Annotated in this window: 17 protein-coding genes; 11 read left to right on the forward strand and 6 right to left on the reverse strand. The window is 34.9% G+C overall.

Annotation, left to right across the window (positions count from 1 at the left end):
- Nucleotides 1-188: 188 nt before the first annotated feature.
- The 5 genes from NNL09_RS01880 (at nucleotide 189) to NNL09_RS01900 (ending at nucleotide 6,347) form a co-directional block, all read left to right on the forward strand.
- Nucleotides 189-1,079: a thioredoxin domain-containing protein gene (locus NNL09_RS01880; protein WP_196908924.1), complete on the forward strand. Its 891-nt coding sequence runs from the start codon at nucleotides 189-191 to the stop codon at nucleotides 1,077-1,079.
- A gap of 168 nt (nucleotides 1,080-1,247) precedes the next feature.
- On the forward strand, nucleotides 1,248-2,939 hold the full coding sequence (lysS, locus tag NNL09_RS01885; protein ID WP_196908925.1) for a lysine--tRNA ligase: 1,692 nt from the start codon (nucleotides 1,248-1,250) through the stop codon (nucleotides 2,937-2,939).
- Between the two features lie 88 nt (nucleotides 2,940-3,027).
- Entirely contained in the window at nucleotides 3,028-4,629 is a 1,602-nt protein-coding gene (locus NNL09_RS01890) for a hypothetical protein (RefSeq protein WP_196908926.1), read from the forward strand.
- Between the two features lie 470 nt (nucleotides 4,630-5,099).
- Complete coding sequence (locus tag NNL09_RS01895) at nucleotides 5,100-5,237, forward strand: hypothetical protein (protein WP_196908927.1); 138 nt, start codon at nucleotides 5,100-5,102, stop codon at nucleotides 5,235-5,237.
- Between the two features lie 501 nt (nucleotides 5,238-5,738).
- A complete protein-coding gene (locus NNL09_RS01900; protein ID WP_196908928.1) occupies nucleotides 5,739-6,347 on the forward strand; it encodes an SPOR domain-containing protein in 609 nt (202 codons plus the stop codon).
- Nucleotides 6,348-6,432: 85 nt separating this feature from the next.
- Here NNL09_RS01900 and NNL09_RS01905 read toward each other — a convergent pair whose 3' ends face one another.
- The 6 genes from NNL09_RS01905 to yiaA form a co-directional block, all read right to left on the reverse strand.
- A complete protein-coding gene (locus NNL09_RS01905; RefSeq protein WP_196908929.1) occupies nucleotides 6,433-6,777 on the reverse strand; it encodes a DUF6515 family protein in 345 nt (114 codons plus the stop codon).
- A gap of 19 nt (nucleotides 6,778-6,796) precedes the next feature.
- On the reverse strand, nucleotides 6,797-7,024 hold the full coding sequence (locus tag NNL09_RS01910; RefSeq protein WP_196908930.1) for a hypothetical protein: 228 nt from the start codon (nucleotides 7,022-7,024) through the stop codon (nucleotides 6,797-6,799).
- 37 nt (nucleotides 7,025-7,061) lie between these two features.
- The gene (locus NNL09_RS01915) at nucleotides 7,062-7,607 is read right to left on the reverse strand and encodes a GDYXXLXY domain-containing protein (protein WP_196908931.1); all 546 of its coding nucleotides are present in this window, start codon (nucleotides 7,605-7,607) and stop codon (nucleotides 7,062-7,064) included.
- 16 nt (nucleotides 7,608-7,623) lie between these two features.
- On the reverse strand, nucleotides 7,624-8,904 hold the full coding sequence (locus NNL09_RS01920; protein WP_196908932.1) for a DUF2157 domain-containing protein: 1,281 nt from the start codon (nucleotides 8,902-8,904) through the stop codon (nucleotides 7,624-7,626).
- 131 nt (nucleotides 8,905-9,035) lie between these two features.
- Nucleotides 9,036-9,392 (reverse strand): hypothetical protein, encoded by a 357-nt coding sequence (locus tag NNL09_RS01925; protein WP_025667604.1) that lies wholly within the window; start codon nucleotides 9,390-9,392, stop codon nucleotides 9,036-9,038.
- A gap of 123 nt (nucleotides 9,393-9,515) precedes the next feature.
- Complete coding sequence (yiaA, locus tag NNL09_RS01930; RefSeq protein WP_196908933.1) at nucleotides 9,516-9,992, reverse strand: inner membrane protein YiaA; 477 nt, start codon at nucleotides 9,990-9,992, stop codon at nucleotides 9,516-9,518.
- Between the two features lie 167 nt (nucleotides 9,993-10,159).
- Here yiaA and NNL09_RS01935 point away from each other — a divergent pair, with 167 nt between their 5' ends.
- From NNL09_RS01935 to NNL09_RS01960, 6 genes are all read left to right on the forward strand, one after another.
- The gene (locus tag NNL09_RS01935) at nucleotides 10,160-11,644 is read left to right on the forward strand and encodes a hypothetical protein (protein WP_196908934.1); all 1,485 of its coding nucleotides are present in this window, start codon (nucleotides 10,160-10,162) and stop codon (nucleotides 11,642-11,644) included.
- Nucleotides 11,645-11,722: 78 nt separating this feature from the next.
- Nucleotides 11,723-12,484 carry an AraC family transcriptional regulator gene (locus tag NNL09_RS01940; RefSeq protein WP_196908935.1) on the forward strand — a complete coding sequence of 254 codons (762 nt, stop codon included), beginning with the start codon at nucleotides 11,723-11,725 and terminating at the stop codon, nucleotides 12,482-12,484.
- Nucleotides 12,485-13,240: 756 nt separating this feature from the next.
- Nucleotides 13,241-14,695 (forward strand): S41 family peptidase, encoded by a 1,455-nt coding sequence (locus tag NNL09_RS01945; RefSeq protein ID WP_196908936.1) that lies wholly within the window; start codon nucleotides 13,241-13,243, stop codon nucleotides 14,693-14,695.
- 451 nt (nucleotides 14,696-15,146) lie between these two features.
- A complete protein-coding gene (locus NNL09_RS01950) occupies nucleotides 15,147-16,334 on the forward strand; it encodes a hypothetical protein (protein ID WP_196908937.1) in 1,188 nt (395 codons plus the stop codon).
- Between the two features lie 520 nt (nucleotides 16,335-16,854).
- Nucleotides 16,855-17,772, forward strand: coding sequence for a DnaJ domain-containing protein (locus NNL09_RS01955; RefSeq protein ID WP_196908938.1), 918 nt, complete (start codon nucleotides 16,855-16,857; stop codon nucleotides 17,770-17,772).
- A 463-nt stretch (nucleotides 17,773-18,235) separates the two neighbouring features.
- On the forward strand, nucleotides 18,236-19,093 hold the full coding sequence (locus tag NNL09_RS01960; RefSeq protein WP_196908939.1) for a hypothetical protein: 858 nt from the start codon (nucleotides 18,236-18,238) through the stop codon (nucleotides 19,091-19,093).
- Nucleotides 19,094-19,097 lie beyond the last annotated feature (4 nt).

Genomic DNA, 19,097 nt, shown 5'->3' on the forward strand with positions numbered 1-19,097 from the left:
TAGTTACACTTGGGTTTAACCCAAAACGATGAAGCTTTCTAAAAAATAGAATCTCAATGTCAAACTGAGCTTGTCGAAGTTTTTATACTATTGATAGGTAATACGTCTTCGACAGGCTCAGACTGACAATGTATTTCAAACAGCCTCATCATTTACATCTTATTTCCACTTAATTTAAACCCAACACAATGAAAACAATTATATGTCTTATTACATCTATGATTTTATCCATAATGACACTTTCTGCTCAATCTTTTAATCATGAGATCAAGACAGAGGGAAGTTCTCCTATGCTTCTTGGTAAAATCAATAACCAGGGACTAACACAAGAACCATATAACGAGTGGTTTTCAAAAAACCATAAAGAATATATCCCAAAACAAAGCAGTATAGATTCTTTAAAAGCTCAACTGCCCTCCTATGCAATTACTCTTTTTATGGGCACCTGGTGCGGAGATAGTAAACGCGAAGTTCCTCGTATGTACAAAATATTAGAAGAAAGTAATTTTCCCTTGGATCGACTTACCGTTGTTGCGGTAGATCGAAGCCGGGAGGCCTATAAACAAAGCCCGGGAGGAGAACACGAAGGTTTGAATATACATCGGGTGCCTACTCTAATTTTTTATAAAGACGGTAAAGAAGTTAATCGCATTGTAGAATCTCCCAGAAAAACACTGGAAGAAGATATGCTTGCTATACTGTCTAAAAATTATACTCCAAAATATAGTTCGGTAATACTAATGGATGACATCCTTACCAAAAAAGGGGCCTCCTATATCACTAAGAACACCAAAAAATTAGTCAAACAATTTAAAGATAAGACCCAGAGTTTATACGAACTAAACACCTATGCCAGTGTTCTTTTCTATGCCGACAAAAAAGAAGAAGCCATAACAATATTAGACTTTAATACGGCATTGTTTCCTAAAGAAGCAAATACTTATGTAAGTCTAGCCAATACATATCTTTATCTAAAGGATACTGCCAACGCAATCAAATACTACCAAAAATCATTAGAACTTAAAGACAATAAAGAAATACAAGATAAAATTAAAGAGCTAAACGCTACATCAAATTAATTTGGGTTACCAATTCAATACGACCTGATCTATTTATATTTTTTATCCAAAAACCACTCAGGATTACGTTTTTTTCAAAGTCTTAAAATTGAGGTCAAAAGTTTTTAATCAGACCTTTCTTTAAATTCTTCAAATAGGCTATTTTTGTCCCTTTAAAATGACGAATTTATGCAATTATCAGAACAAGAACTTGTAAGAAGAGAGAAATTAAACGCATTACGCAATCTAGGTATCGATCCTTATCCGGCTGCTTTATATCCGGTTGACTATACCTCGAAACAGATAAAGAGCAAGTTTGAAGAAGGTAAAAAGGTAATTATTGCAGGTAGATTAATGTCTAGAAGAATACAGGGTAAAGCTTCTTTTGCAGAATTACAAGATACCGATGGTCGCATACAAGTCTATTTTAACAGAGATGAGATTTGTCCTGGTGAGGATAAACTTTTATATAACGAAGTCTATAAAAAACTATTAGACATAGGTGATTTTATAGGTATCGAAGGAGAGCTTTTTACCACTCAGGTTGGTGAAAAGACCGTATTGGTTAAAAACTTTACACTATTAAGTAAATCGTTAAAACCTCTTCCTCTTCCTAAAACAGATAAAGAAGGAAATACTTTTGATGAATTTAATGATCCAGAGTTAAGATATCGTCAGCGTTATGCTGATCTAGTGGTGAATCCAAAAGTTAGAGATACGTTTATTAAACGTACACAGATTGTAAATACCATTCGTAATTTTTATAACGAAATGGGTTTTTTAGAGGTCGAGACTCCTATTCTTCAGCCTATACCAGGAGGTGCAGCAGCACGCCCGTTTATAACGCATCACAATGCACTGGATATTCCTCTTTATCTTCGTGTTGCCAACGAACTATATCTAAAACGTCTAATTGTAGGAGGATTTGATGGAGTGTATGAGTTTGCAAAAGATTTTAGAAATGAAGGTATGGATCGTACTCACAATCCAGAATTTACCGTAATGGAAATGTATGCTGCTTATAAAGATTACCATTGGATGATGGATACGACCGAAAAGTTGTTAGAAAAAGTAGCCATCGCACTTCACGGAACTCCCGAAGCACAATTTGGGGATAACGTCATTAATTATAAAGCGCCTTATAAGCGTATTGGTATTCTTGATGCGATAAAAGAGCATACTGGATATGATCTTTATAAAAAGAGCGAAACCGAAGTACGTGAAGCAGCTAAGGCATTAGGTATCGAAGTTGATGAAACTATGGGGATCGGAAAAATGATAGATGAAATTTTTGGAGAAAAATGTGAAGCCAATTATATCCAACCTACATTTATTATCGATTATCCTGTAGAGATGAGTCCACTTACCAAAAAACACCGTTCTAAAGAAGGGCTTACAGAACGTTTTGAGCTTATGGTAAATGGTAAAGAACTAGCAAATGCCTATACAGAGCTTAATGATCCTATCGATCAACGTGAACGTTTTGAAGATCAGCTTAAATTATCTGAAAAAGGTGATGACGAAGCAATGTTTATCGATCAGGACTTTTTACGTGCTCTGGAGTATGGGATGCCTCCAACCTCGGGGATCGGAATAGGTATCGATCGATTGGCCATGTTTATGACCAATAATCAATCTATCCAGGAAGTACTATTTTTCCCGCAGATGCGTCCAGAGAAAAAGCAAGTAGAGCTTAATGACAATGAAAAAGCCATCTTTGAGATTCTTAAAAAAGAAAAAAGTATGGATCTATCAGAACTTAAGAGCGCTACAGGCTTAAGTAATAAAGGTTGGGATAAAGGTATTAAAGGGCTTTCTAAATTAGGATTAACAAAAGTAACCAAGACTGATGATGCTTTAATTATAGAAGTCACCGAATAGACAAAGAACAAGGGTCCTTGTTTCAAAATAGCGCGTTAACATTTTTTTAACTATATTGGCGGCTATTTTATAAATAACCTCAACTATTATGAAACAAGGATTACTAACATCTATTACCCTATTGTTTTGTCTAATTTCGTTTGCGCAAAGTGCAGATTTGGATAAAGAAAACTTTAAAGTTTCTTATGTAAAATTACCCACAAAACCCATTCTGGATGATACCAAAAGAACGTATTCAACTAATCATAGGGGGATTTCAATTTCTGGATTCTCAAAAGTAAAATCTGAAGGAACACTAGATTTTAATTACACGTTTAACGGTACAGAAATAGGAGAAGTCAATATCAATAAAAACAAAATTGAGAAAAAGGATAAAGAAGGAAAAGTTATTTCTGTAAGCTACGAATATATGGTAGTTGTTACCTATTCCTCTTCTGGATCTTTATCGCTTAACAATGCAGAGACTGCAGACAATTTTCAAAAAACATATTCAGAAAGTACAACCTATAAGAGTAGTACTTTTGGCAGCTATACCAAAGCAAAAGATTATTACAACAATAATCGACATAACTTAAGAAACAAGTATAGAACTGCTCATAAGAACACGATTATAAGCAATATCAATAGCTATGCAAATCGTGCATATGGATACATCCCTTATACAACCGAATATGAATATTTATGGATTTTAGGTTCGAAAAAGCATCCAGAATTTCAAAAACATCACGAAGCGTTTGATAAGGTAAAAGCTTCGTTTGATAAAATCAAATACGATGAGCCTATCGATGAGATCAAAAAAGAGATGGAACCTATTATCGAATATTTTAATAGTGTAATCCCAAACTACCCTGGTGATAAACGTAAAATAAGAAAGGTACGATATGCCAGTTATTACAACATCGCAAATTTGTACTACTATCTAGAAATGCCAGAGAAAGTAAAAGAGTACGCTCAGAAAATCATCGATAATAATTATGATAAAAAAGATGGTAAATATTTTATCAAAAAGGCAGATCAACTCATCAAATCTTTAGAGACGAATAAAACAAACACTCGACACATGAAAGTGCTTACCGAGGATCTAAGCAATGTACCTGAAGAGGAAGAGGAAAAAGAAGAAGCTACAAATATAGAATTAAATAAAGCATATTTAATTACCAAAGAAAATGATACTACGATGGTTGATATCAAATCCAGTGATATTGCTTCAATCGGATATAAGCTAAAAACAGTAGAGTATGATCAAAACGGTACTCCAATCGGAAGCAGAGTAAAGAGTGCAAAAAAATGTAAAGAACTTGTCTTTGTCGATGGGCTTCATTACAGAAATATTAAGTTTAAAGAATCTTCTATCAAATCAGGAGCTGTAGATGCCGGGCAAATGGTATTGGGCGGAGCCACAGATAAGCTTTGTAAAGTGCTTTTTGAGTCTGATAAGATTAATTTATATCTATTTAATGAATCTGAGATGGTTATTCTTCCTGCCGGAAGTGAAAAAGGAAAATCAACTATGGCCGCTGGTTTTGTTTTTGGTTTTAAAAAGAACCTTACCAAATATGCTGAAGGTTGCCCAACAGTAATCGAAAAAATTGCTAATAAAGAGTACAAAAACAATCAGGAAAGTTTACTAAAGTTTTGTAATGAACTTACCAAATGTAGTAGTTCAGCAACTACTCAAGACGGAAATTAATAGCAAAAACTAAAAATCACTACATAAAAGAGGTTGAATTCTATGTTAAAAACATAGAATTCAACCTCTTTCTTTTTAGACAACTTTGATAATACAAGACAGAACATCTAAATTTTAATCAAGATTAATGACTTTTTTAGTTTAAAAAAGACAATACAGACATATGTAAAACCCACCGTTAACATAGTATTTAACCATAAGTCATACCATCAAAAAAAAATTCATCCCTAGATTTTTCTTTTTATCACTATTTAAACCTAATTCGTCACAAACCTCTTATTTCTATAGCATCATTTCTAACATCTAATCTATGTTTGAAGTGAATAATAATGATACATACAAGGGTAATTATTCTAAATAAAAAGGTAGTCATCAATATGTATCATAATCATGACTATAGAATAAGGCATAGATCCCAGATGCCTTAAAAAAAAGCCTGGGAGATATTTATATAATTAAAAACAAATAACATGTTAAAAAACATTAAAAGTTTAACAGGAGTAAAAAAGTTAACAAAAAACACACAAATTAAAATTAATGGAGGAACTGCACCAGATTATTGCCCACCAGGATGGAAACATGTAGGAGGAAGATGTAGACGTGATTAATATGAAATAAAATAGAATCCAACTGGTCGTATGTAACAAATAAAAAATAAGATAATACAACCTGATTCTGGATTATATTTATACAGATAAAAAAAAACGCAACCTTACTGGTTGCGTTTTCCCCTCAAACAATTCCGAATACACAAGACTTTCCCAGTTGTCTTCGAACATACTTTTCTAACAATGCAATAATGACATCCTAGTACATCCGGGTAATCCTTGCCGAAAATGTTATCCTTACGTATTCTCAACTTTAAAGATTTGGATATCACAGATCATTAATATCCAAAATCAAATAATTCCCTTTCGATCAATTATTTATATGTAGCAAAGATATCTATACTTTTATATATAAATGTTATCTACATATTAAATAACCTTAATAATTTTACGTTTATACCGTAGTATTTTCAGTTTGCAATATATAAATATTCCTAAAGCTCACAAAACCTTGAAGTTTTATAATAAACAATTATATTTGAATATCTAAACACAAATCAGATGCCTTTTATAACAGACGAAGAATTACAGGGTTTTAAAGACCAGATAGAAAAAGTCGAAGAATCTAAACGTGCTGTAGAATATACACGCGATAAAGCTGTAAAAGACGAAAAAGAAAACTCTCGAAAATTTAAGATCGCAACCATCATACTAGGTATCATTGCATTACTGGGTGTTGCAGGGACTGTGTATTTCATGAATTTTAATACTCCGGAAAACATGGTTACCAAGAAAAAGCATAAATCTGAGGTAACTACACGGGATACTAAAATCGCTGAATTAACAGAAACGGTTAAAAACCTATCCATGAATCAGGAGTTAGATTCAGGTAGTGGCGGAGTAGGAAATGGTCGTTCCTTGCAAGATGAATTGGTATATGCTGTACAAATCGGAGCTTTTGAAAGTATCGATTTGTCTATGTATTCTGAGAATTTTGTGAATTTCAGACAAATTAAAAGTGGTGGATTTAATAAATACGCCTTAGGAAACTTTGAAACGCTTAACGAAGCCAAAAAATTTCGTAGAGAATTAGTCCGACTCGGGTTTAGAAATGCTTTTATCGCTTCATATCAAAACGGAGAACGACTACAGATTGAAGAGGCCTGGTAATTACAGGTTCTTATATAACGGATACCCCGACGTATTCACGCCGGGGTATCCCCATCAAAACTAACTAACCAACTCAATGCAACAACTATACATGTACTACAATATATCTTTTACCTGATCTCTTGTAGTATACTCCTTTACAGGTATAATACTTTACACCTCTTAGTTTTACTGTCTTATATCCTCTGGGCAGGGTAGTCACCCGTACTCCGGCAGGAACGCTAACTCGTTTATAGACTCTATTCTTTTTTACATACCATACGCCTGCGCTTCTATAATAGTTTACATTTTTATGTACTATAATTTTAGGGCGATGTACTTTGGTAACCACAACTCCTCGTGCCGGCCGCACTTGCACTGTAGTAGCACAAGACGTAATTAAAAATCCAAACAATACAACCGGCACCACTATTTTCATTATACTTTGCATATCCTTACTATTTTGATTTCTAATTATAAGACCTTAGAATTACAAAAAGGTTTAATGGGTGTATATTAAAAATGTGTTTTTTATCATTGAAAAAAGCGTCAATTCGATTTGTTGTGGTATAATCACTTCTTGTCATTCCGGCACTTCGTCTACGCTCAGCATAGACTTCAGCCGGAATCCATAATCCATCTCTAAAAGTGGATCCCAGATTAAGTCTGGGATGACAACTTATTGGAATGAAAAACACTCGATCCCGAAACAAATTAGGATTAATGCATAACAACTCATTCTACATACTCCTGTATCGGTATCCCTTCTATAATTACATCTTTTAAAACCGATGCGCCATCTTTAACATATACCACTGCATAGACATCATCTTTTTTATTATTTCTATTCATATCCCTATAGGCTTTTTCTGCGTCGTATGCTTTGGTTTCTTCCATATAAAATCTATCAAACGGGAGTTCGAACATGATTTTATTATTGTACGTATTCGTTACTTTGGCCATAACATAATCGCTACCAATATCAAGAGGCTCCTTGCTTACTCCAGCAACTTTTGCAAAGCCTTCATCATCATTTTCTATATACACCCGTACCTTATCTCCGTATACATAAGTAGTATCTGATGTTTTAAAAGAGTCCATTTCAAACTGAAGTGTAATATATTTTCCTCTAAACGGATCTGTAGGATCAATCGGCCTGGTTTTAAATTTATAAGCCGTACCCGAAATCAGGATATCCTCCTTATCAAAAATCATCTTTAGCGGAGTCCCAATTTGTACTACCGCCAAGACTATAAATACTATAAAATAAATCGGTTTCATATCTCTATATTTTTAATTACTTCTTAATACGTTGTTGTTTTTTTAGCATGATATAATTGGTTAAAAAGAACCCTGCTCCTACCATCACAAACAAAATTCCTCTAATAACAAAGCTCATTCCGGTATCAAAAAACCTACATATAATCAATATCGAAATGATCAATAATCCATAGTTAAGGATCCCGAAGTTAAATTTATCTGCTCCGATCTTTATGGCAGACATCCCCAGGGCAAACACTAATGCATTCATTAATACAACCGGTAAAACACCTGTATCCTGAAGTAAGAAATACACTAAAAGGAAGACTACAAAAGCTACCTGAAACAGATTAACAGCCCGTATACCCTTTTTTATAACCGTATACCCCAACACAGAGATACTCAACAAGAATACTACTACTGCTGTATAGAGCTCCTGAGTATCATAAGTAAATGTCTCTGGGAGTTCGTCCCATATCCAACGAAACGTAAAAATCATCAACGATACTACTGTCCCTAGCGAACCGATGATCAAAAAACCATTTCTAAGTGTTCGTAACTCTTTAAATACAGGAAGTCTTCCTATCGTATATAAGAAGCCAAACATGGTGATGTACATCACAAAACCAAGATCTTCGCTACGGCCGATAAATGCACTTAATGCAATTGCTATACTTGCCGGTAAAATCCAGGTAAAAATGGTAACCGTATTGCTGGCCGTATTCTTTGTGATAAGCCTGTAGTAATACGGTAGTATAGCTCCTATAAACACAATATATAACCAGGGAGTTTCTGTGTTTCTATAGTTCCATAGTCCAACTTCTACAGCATAGTATGTACTTAGTAGTATGGTAAGCAAGGCCACTGCATGTGATCGTAACAGGTATACCAATGGCAAGCAGAGGATAATCCAGGTAAGTAAAAAAGAGCCTAATTCTCCCGGGATGTTATAGATCTGGCTTACCAATGCCATACAGGCACCCACTGCAAAAAACAGAAAAGTCCCCGAAGCCTCTTTCCAGGTGGCGCTTTTATTTTTTAGTATTGAAAATCCTGTAAAGATCTGCCCCAATAACAGGGGACCAAATGCTAAGATTGTTTTTGTTAATCGCGAAAAATCATCCCAATTGTGTGCCAGCATTAAAATAATACCAGACCCCACTAATAACGCTCCAAAAATCCCAAAGATCATAAATAGCTTATTAGGCTTTCCCACATCTTTGGTAGCATAGTATTGCTCTATTTTATCTGCAAGCTCTGGAGAAATAATCTTATCTCCTACCAGTGTTTGCAGCTCTTTATTAAATTTTGAACTCATAATATATTGTTGTTTAATGGACTTTTAATCCGTTGTGCATTTTTGAATTAAAAAGTATTAAAATGTTAATCGATAAAACTGTATACAGGAATACTTACAAATTATAATATGCACCAGTTTTGCACTCATCTCTACTTATCTTTTATATTCAGATATGTAATAAACACAGAATACGCGGCGATACACATGGGTATAATCTCTAAGAAAATCAACTCTCTGTTACTATTCATATGTAGATCATTTGTTTCCATCTGAAATAAAACACCATATAACAAAACTATACCCCAGTATACCAATACATTCTTTTTTACCTTGGCACTTCGTTTTTTCCATTGAATAAAAAAACCCAGCCCAATACCAAGCTGAATGCCGCCAAGAAAAATTTGAGCAAATAACCCATCTTTCTCTCCCATAATTCCGTAACACCCTAAGGTGGTTACAAAAGCCAATGCGTTGATTATAAGTACTATATTTTTGATTTCTTTCATCTTTATTAGACCTACTAATGATTATAAAAAGACAGCCGCAGCCACACGGCCGTCTTCTTTAATCATCAAAACAAGAGACCTCAAGCCCCCCTAAGGTCCCTTCTTTTGATTTCACTTTGTTAATTACTCTTCGTTGTTTTCGATAAACTTTTTATCCCTGGTATTTTTCTGCACTGCAATGGCAGCAAATAAACTAAGAGTAAAAGACATCCCATAAAACCCTTTTTCACTAAGCTCCAGATCGGCATTCCACAGGCCGATAATCAGCAATAAAATAGAGGTAAGCGTGGTAAACCAGCTAATTCCGTAATAGATATCGGTAACAGGGATCCCCTCTAGCCTATCTCTAACACTTTTTTGCACAGATACCGCAGAGAACAATCCAAATAGCAGGATGGTAAAGTAGTATCCTTTCTCGTTAAGTACCATACTCGCATTCCATAATCCGGTGCAATAGGATATCATTCCTATAAACAGTGCAGACCATGATGCCGATATAAAAGCCGGTGTTGGCTTTTGATCATATACTTTGTTTTCTTTCTTTTCTACATTTTCGATTACGGTATCCTCGGATACATCGTTACTAAATTTGTAATTCATAATAATTGATTTTGATGATTCAATTGTTCATTCGAACAGGACAAATGTGCGATGATATGCGTTGATATAAAATTCTATTTTCAACAAAAACTTACGATATATTTATGTTAATAATCTAACTATATCAATATTCATAGTATATTTATCAAAATTATACTTACGATACAATGCATGTTATTTCTTCTATAATCCACACCTTATCCGACGAATCGAAGCGAAATTTCATCGCGATATTGCGGCAAAAGAATAAAAGAAACGATACCAAAAACATACAGCTGTTTAAGCTTTTGGATACCACATCAACTGCTAAAGATCTCGATATCCAGATTTATGGCAAAAGAGCCAAGGGTGCGTATCACGCCCTATGCAAAAGGCTGCATGACACGCTCATTGATTTTATTGCTGCCAAAAGTTTTGAGGAAGAGACTTCAGAAGAGATGGAAACTCTTAAGCTCCTTAGAGCCAGTAGGAGTTTCTTCGAACAGAAACAATATAAAATTGCTTTTAAGACCATTGCCAAAGCAGAGCAAAAGGCCAAAACCTATGCACTTTTCAGTATCCTAAACGAGATTTACTACACCCAGATTCAATACGCTCATCTTAATCGTGGTATAGCAATAGAGGCTTTATTTGCTAATTTCAGGAGTAATAAAAAATCACTACAACAAGAAGAAAACCTAAACCTGTTTTATGCTACCGTACAGCACGAACTTATGAAACAACGACGAGATGCCGTACCGATTATAAAAAACACCTTATCCAAATTTGGGTTATCGATCACACAAGACCTTACGTTTCGATCCTTATTTAAGATTCTAGAGATTACGAACCAGACGGCTCATATTACCAGGGATTATCGCACTATACTTCCTTTTGTAGAAGAAGTCTATACACAAATAGATGCCAAAGAGGATGTAATCGACAAGCACCTCTTCTACCATATCCAGATTCTGTATTATGTAGCCAATTCTTATTTTAGAAGTAAAGATTTTACCACCTCGCAGCAGTACCTGGTCCTTATGCATGAGCAGATGAAAAAACACCAGGACAAGTACTACAAGCGATTTTTTCCGCAATACACCTTACTACACTCGCTTAATCTTAATTATACTGGCCGGGCAAAAGATGCTATTATGATCTTAGATACCTTTGATTATGAAAAACACAAAGAACAGATCGCATATATCCTGGATCTTAAGCTAAGTCATATTGTATATTATTTTCAGCAACAACAGTATAAAGAAGCCCTGGGTATTCTTAATGATTTTTACCACAGTGATCACTGGTATACCGAAAAAGCGGGCCTGGCCTGGGTAATTAAGAAAAACCTGATCGAGATCCTGTTGCGTATAGAATTGGATCATATCGATATCGTAGAATCCAGAGTAAACAGTTTTAAAAAGAAACACGGTACGTACCTTAAGAACAATAGAGAAACGCGGGCATCAGAATTCTTAAAACTAGCCACTATATATTACCGCAAACCAGAGGTGGTCACTACAGCAGCATTTAGGGATAAGATGTATACTACACTCACCACTCCTACTCCCCAAGACGAAGACATTTTTGACATGAGTTTTTATGCCTGGATAAAGACTAAGGCCGAAGGTAGTACGCTGTATGAAACGACTTTAGAACTGGTACATCAATAAAAAAAGAGGTGAGTTGTATGGTCTATCGCATAAATTTGCTAATTTCCTGAAAAATTTAACCTGAGATCAGATCATACCATGCCATTAGATAATCTTGAATTTTTATCCATTACAGATCAAGCGCAGGATTTCCCGATGCATTATCACGATACGTTTTGTATCTCTTATGTTCGTTCGGGAATCGAGCAAACGCAATTACAGCACCAAACTTTATTATGTAGTGCCGGCGCCATTTCTGTTACACATCCTTACGAGGTACATACCACCCCCGTTTTAGACAAAGATATTGGGGTGAGTTTTGATACGCTTTATCTCTCTAATGATGTGGTAAAATTCTTTCTTAATGGTAAGACCTTAAATTTTACAGAACGGGTTATCCATGATAACACATTAATTCGATTGTTTTTTCAATTAAAAGAAGCCCAGGAAAAACACGATCTAAGCATAACCGAGCAGTATTTAAAAAGCTTTATCCTGCAACTAAGCCTATACTCTACTGTTTCGGCTTATCAATATGATGATTGTATTCGGGATTTTAATACCATTACTTGTTATATCGAAAACAACCTTACTCAAAAAATCTCTTTAGAAGATTTGGCCAAAATCGCCAATATCAACAAGTTTAGTTTTACCAGAAAATTTAGAACAGAGACAGGCTTAACACCTATAAACTACCTGTTAATGAAAAAGATCATGGCTGCCAAAAAAGCTATCCATAAAAACTCAGAACTTACCCAGATTGCTTACCAGTATAACTTTACCGATATGGCTCATTTTTCGAGGACTTTTAAAAGGTATATTGGTATATCCCCCAAAGTATTTCAGGATCGGTTATTATAAAATTGTCAATATTATACAAGTCTGTTAGACAAGATCCTTCGTTCTTCAGAAGAATAACAAATAGTTGGAATGACAAAAATCGCTAAAACAATACTCTAGCCTTGTCATTCCGGCGTAGGCCGGAATCCAAAATAGGAGTAGATACTATTCTCGATAGCGCTGCTGAGCTGGTTCTCGATAGTCCTGCTGAGCCCTTCGATAAACTCAGGACAGGCCCTGTCGAAGTACAATTTTTCTCCTGTCATCTCGAGCGTAGTCGAGAGGACATTACGAAAAACCACTACCATTGACGTATTTCATAATGATTTGTTTTTCATAAACTTATATGCTCATAAATTTCATCTAATTTCCTTTGATTTGGCTTTCTGTTCATTTTAGTTCACAAGGTTTTTATTTGATAATATTGTGTTCATGAATCTACGATTTCTTTGCTCGCCCGGCAGCAAACAGAACCAAAAGAAAAGGCGCTTTTTTCAAGGTATTTTTCAGTTTCACTGAAAACCAGATTTATTGTGCTAAAATCTTTCCAAGGCTTCAAGATTTTTTAACGCAAAACAAATCTTATACTGGTGAAAAAAGATAATCAAAGCTCTGCTTTGGAACGTCAGTTCATTCACTGGATAAAATTTTATTGGATGTCTCGAACTGACGCTTTTTTAAACATTTTGGCTTCGGTCGCACTCAGATTATAAAATTGTCAATATTATACAAGCCTGTTAGACAAGATCCTTCGTTCTTTGTAGAAATCAGTTATATATGAAGCATCTTATTGCAATCCTTAGTATCATTCTTCTTTTTTCATGCAAAGCTGAAAAAAAAGATCCGCTATTTGCTATGACCCCCGATCAAATGGAAGAAGATTTTCAACTCTTTCAATCTATCTATGAAAAAGCGAATGCAGGGCTTTATAAATATCGAAAAAAAGAACAGGTAGATAGTGCTTTTGCTGCCAATAAAGCTCAGATTTCTGATACCACATCGTATCGCGAGTTTTACACCCTGCTATGGAATGTAATCGACTATACAGGGAGTTGCCATAACGGTCTAACTTATCCCGAGGCTTTGGACGAGGCATTAAATGAAAAAGACATTTTCTTTCCTATCCCATTAAAATATATCGATGAAAAGCTTTATACGAATTACGCCTATAACGATATTGCTATGGGTAGTGAAGTTTTATCTATAAACAAAATGCCTATAGACGAAGTTGCAAAACGCTGCGGGCATTTTATAAGCACCGATGGGTATAACCAAACCGGTAAGTATGCCGATCTGGATTCTGACTGGTTTGCTTTTTATATGTACCTGGTCTTTGGGGAGCAGCAGCAGTTTACATTGCAGTACAAAAATAAAGCAGGGGCTACATCTGCTACGGTGCAAAGTGTAGATTATAATACCTTTTTTAATACCTATCAAAAGCGTCATTCTGCTACCTATGATAACCGCATTACCAAAGACTATTTCTTTATATACAAAGACAGTATTGGGTATCTAAACATCAACACCTTTGCTATGGGAGGACCCGAATCTGAAGGCCATAAGCAATACGCCACCTTTTTGGATTCGACATTTACGGCGATAAAAGAGAACCATACTCAAAAACTTATCGTAGATGTAAGAGGCAATGGCGGCGGTAATGACCCAAACGACTTATTGCTGTATTCTTATCTCACCCAGCGAAGTTTTAGAGAAAACACAACGGCACATACCCTTTTTCAGGAAATCCCTTTTTCTGATTATTATCTCGATGATGATATCGACGAACTACCCGGGGAATTAAAAGAAGAACATTCGATTTTTAAGGATGGTAAATATTATCAAAACGCTACCTTTAATACTGCCTGGCAACCCAAACCAAATGCTTTTACAGGCAACCTGGTACTTTTGATCGATCCTGCTGTAGCCTCGGCCGGCTCTCTATTTGCCAGTTTGGTAAAAAGCGATGATAATACTACCGTAATCGGCGAAGAAACACTGGGTGGGTACTATGGCCACACGGGACATATCCCTGTACATTATGAGTTGCCCCATTCTAAATTAGAACTTAAATTCTCGATAGTCGATCTGGAGCAGGATGTTCGACAACTACCCGATGAGCAGCATGGCGATGGCATACAACCCGATGATAAAGTGGTACAAACCTACCCCGATTTCCTTACCCATAGAGACACACAACTAGAGTATGCGATCAAAAAGATGAGTTCGAAGTAAAAAATGCCTGTCAGTTCGAGTGATTTTTCGTAATGTAATGGAGAAAAATTGTATCGAGAACCCATCATATTATCGTTTTCAAATCCATCTCGATAGCTCTGCTGAGCTTGCCGAAGTACAACGCTCGTTCCTCACGCACTCGATGTGACATACCCATACTGTACCCTTCGACGTGCCTGTCCTGAGTGTATCGAAGGGCTCAGGACAGGCGTAGCCGAAGGGTACGCCTAACACCTCACACCTCACACCTGATACCTACCACTTCACACACCTAATCCCCCACAATCACATCTCCCTTTTATAAAAATACCCAACACAGGGTATTGAATGCCTCTAGAAGAATTACAACTTTTGAGTGTTCAATAAAAGTAACATCACAGAACCGGTAATGAGGCTAGGCAATTGGCCGAATTAGAATGTTCTGAATAATCATAATTCAAATTATCATATCATGGATATAAATTTAAACACAAGTTTCGACTACCAATCTTTAGAATTTCAACAGTATCTTTTTAAAAATAAAAATGTTTTTAAGCCAAGTCATTCTATTCCTGTAGATTTTGATTTTGATGAAAACGATGCTAGAATAAGTGATGATTCAAAACAAGACAATGTCATTTTTCTTGTAGAAGAAGAATATGTTATTGAAAAAGGAGAGTCCAGAGTTCTTGGTGATAACCCAAGACAATGTATAGCAGATGGAACAATAGAATATCAAGGTACGGTCAAAATCAATATCGTATATAGTCATGACCTAGATATAAAACTTGAATATTTACTTTATTTAAAAAAGAATATTCCACTCAGTGCGGGAAAACTAGCAAAGTCACTTTTTAAGCAATATAATAGAGTTACACACGGTGATAATATAATTAAATGGATTGAAAGTCAGCTTCGAGATGGTTTAACTAAGGATATGTTTATCATTGACACTCATCCTACCTTTGAAAAACTATCAGACAGGATCGAAGTAGACGCAAGCCAAAGAGAATCATTATTTCGACTGTATTGTAGTGACGAGGGAGGTTTGATTTTTGATGAAAATGGAGAAAGAATACTTGGTTATGGTAAATGGGCAAATCAAGAAAATATTGCATGCCGAAAAATTGGTGAAAAACTACTTTTTGGCAGTAATCAACCCGAAGAATCTTTAGAAGTAAGAGAATATCCTTCTAATACTCCTCCATCAAAGCAAGAACTTGATTCTATTACAGAGGCACTAATAAATAGGATCATACCTCCAACTAATAATTGTGGCAAAATGCAAAGGTATAATCAAAAACTATTGCAATTACTAGAATGGCCAGAATTTAAAATCGAATGGAAAACTAAAAGGATTAAAATTGGTTGTTCAAAAATCACAATTTCATATCCAGTTCTAAGAATACGAAAATCTGAAATCGTATTCTACGCATATATTTCTGTACCTCAAAATGTAGGAGTTACAGCTTTTAATATTGCAAAAGCTTGTGCTTTTAGTTCGGCATTAAAGGGAGCAGTTATTGGTGTAGTATTGGGTAACTTACCATTGGCTATATCTACATTCAAAATATCATTTAAAGATTGCATAGAACGTGAAATTAAAAAATGTATTTACCCAGGTCTTTTTACCGTTAAAGAAGTAGGCTCTTGGAAATAATAAATGCTCGTCAGTTCGAGTGGTTTTTCGTAATGTAATGGAGAAAAATTGTATCGAGAACCCATCATATTATCGTTTTCAAATCCATCTCGATACACGCTCGTTCCTCACGCACTCGATGTGACATACCCATACTGTACCCTGAGCCCACCACGTACCCTGAGCCCTTCGACAAACTTGTCCTGAGTGTATCAAAGGGCTCAGGACAGACGTAGCCGAAGGGTACGCCTAACACCTAAAACCTGATACCTGATACCTGATACCCGATATCTGATACCCGATATCTGATACCTGATACCTGACACCTGATACCTGACACCCCAAAACCTAGATCGCATGCAAAAAACTTTCTCCTTCACTATGTGGTTTCCCGCTATTGTATTAAAAAAGGTAGCTGTAATTTTAGGGAACTAAATAATAGACGTGAGTTTTTAATATAAATAGTATTTGGTCAGAAATAGATCACTATCAGAACTGTTTCTTTTTACATAATTTAAGAAAAGCCACACATTTAAAATAAATGACAGACTATTACAAAACACTGGGGATTGAAAAATCAGCTTCTCAAGAAGAGATCAAGAAAGCGTACCGAAAATTATCAATAAAGTTTCATCCAGATAAAAATAACGGAGATGTATTTTTTGAAAATATGTTTAAACAAATTCAAGAGGCGTATGAAACTTTAAGCGATGTTCAAAAAAGAAATGAGTATGATAGCAAAACAAATCATCAGGCTAATCAAGAGAATTCATATTCAGATTTTAAACCAATAATAGATTTTTTCAAATCTAATAAAACTTTATTTTATAGTGGAGACGAAATAAGATTTGAATGGAGAACCTTTAATGCAGACTTGGTTGAAATTAAACCATTTGGAATAGTGAGTGCAAATGGCAGTAAAACATTAAAGCTCAACAACATTAATAAACAATTCATAACGATTGAACTAAAAGCCACAAATACAAATATCTCTAGATATGTATCTAAACAGATTATTCTAGAAAATAATGTATTTAGAGATGCTAAAACACAATCAACTCATAAAAGTGGATTTTCTGGCACCTATAAAAAAACAACTTCATATAGTTCTGCTAATAACATAAAACCAGAAACGTTTTGGTCGGCAAAAGGTAGATTAAGAAGGAAGGATTATCTTATTAGATTAATTTTATTAGGACTACTCTCTGGAATTGTAATGGCAGTTATTGAAAATTCTCGTAATGAAGTAGTTTTGTTTTTTTCTTCAATTATAGCGATTGTTTGTTGGGTAATACTAACAATTCAAGCAATAAAAAGATTACACGACATTAATATGAGTGGTTGGTGGTATTTTATTCTCTTAATTCCTTACATCAATGTAGTTTTCGGGCTATATGTTCTATTTGCAGACGGAACAGAAGGAACTAATAAATATGGAGCCGACCCAAAGAATCGATAAAAACGGTCTATTCTTATCTAATCTCAAAGTAAAGGCAGATTTATAATCCATGCAATCCCTCCACGTACCCTGAGAGCAGCCGAAGGGTACACCTAATACCTAACACCCAAAACCTAAAACCCAAAATCTAGTTCCATATCGTATCCTGAGCCCCGCCGAAGGACATACCTGACACCTGATACCTGACACCTGACACCTGACACCTGATACCTGATACCTGATACCTGATACCTGATACCTGATACCTGACACCTGATACCTAAATCACATACAAAAAACTTTCTCACCCACCATGTGGTTTCCCGTAACCGTATTAAAAAAGGTAGCTGTAGTTTTAGGGGGTTAAAACATAAAAAAGTGTTGATAGGTGAGAGTTTTTATGATAAAATAAATGCTTGTCGATATGTATAAACAGGTGTATGCGTGCTGGTAACATATATCCTTATTAGGTAAAATTTGAAAAATGAAATACACCTCCATAGAACAAATTAAATCCGATTTTGATTTGAATTTGGACTCTATAGACCAAATAAGAAATGAATTAAAATCTAAAATAAAAAAGTGCCATCCTGATAAAGTTGATTCAACTGAATGGGATAATGGATTGAAAAATGAATTCCTAAACTTAACTGAGGCCATTGAATTTATAGACACTTCAAAAAAAGAAAACTCCTCTCTTGTGCCTGTTGATCAAGTTACGGAATTGGTTAAAGTTATAAAGGATATTCTACCTAAAAATGAAATTATTACTCAAGAAACTAAGTTTGAAAACCAACTAGATTCGTTTTTGCAAGAGCGGAAAGATGTAATGAGGTTTCCGAAAATTTCATTATCAGTTATCACTGGACTTATTTCTTTTGTTTGGTTATTTCCACAAACAGTTGCTGACCATCCTGTTCTAAAGAACTATATAAGTTTTGAAAATGGATTTTTTCTCATAGGATGGGTAATAGCATTGTTTTATGCAATAATGTTTTGGGTTCTAATATCGAGAAAGGAAAGACGTGAAAAATCTTTAATAAAATATATAAAAACTGAAAGGGCTCAGAACAAGATATTTCAAAGATTTTTAGATTATAACTCCAATAACAAATTTAATAAAGAAGAATTGATTGAATTTATCCTTGATGAATATGGAAATCGAAGAAGAAAAGCTTCTCCATTTCTTTTATTAGCTCTCGGCTCCTCTGGAATAGATGAAGAAACGGCTGAATCTCTTGCTAATTTATTAATTCAAAAAGCAATACAAAACTCACTTATTGAAAAGGATGAAATTAGAACTTCATACCTAGATTCTTATAAAATAAAAAGCTTTGTTTAACAAA

The sequence above is a fragment of the Aquimarina sp. EL_43 genome, from assembly GCF_943422735.1.
Taxonomy (GTDB): Bacteria; Bacteroidota; Bacteroidia; order Flavobacteriales; family Flavobacteriaceae; genus Aquimarina; species Aquimarina megaterium.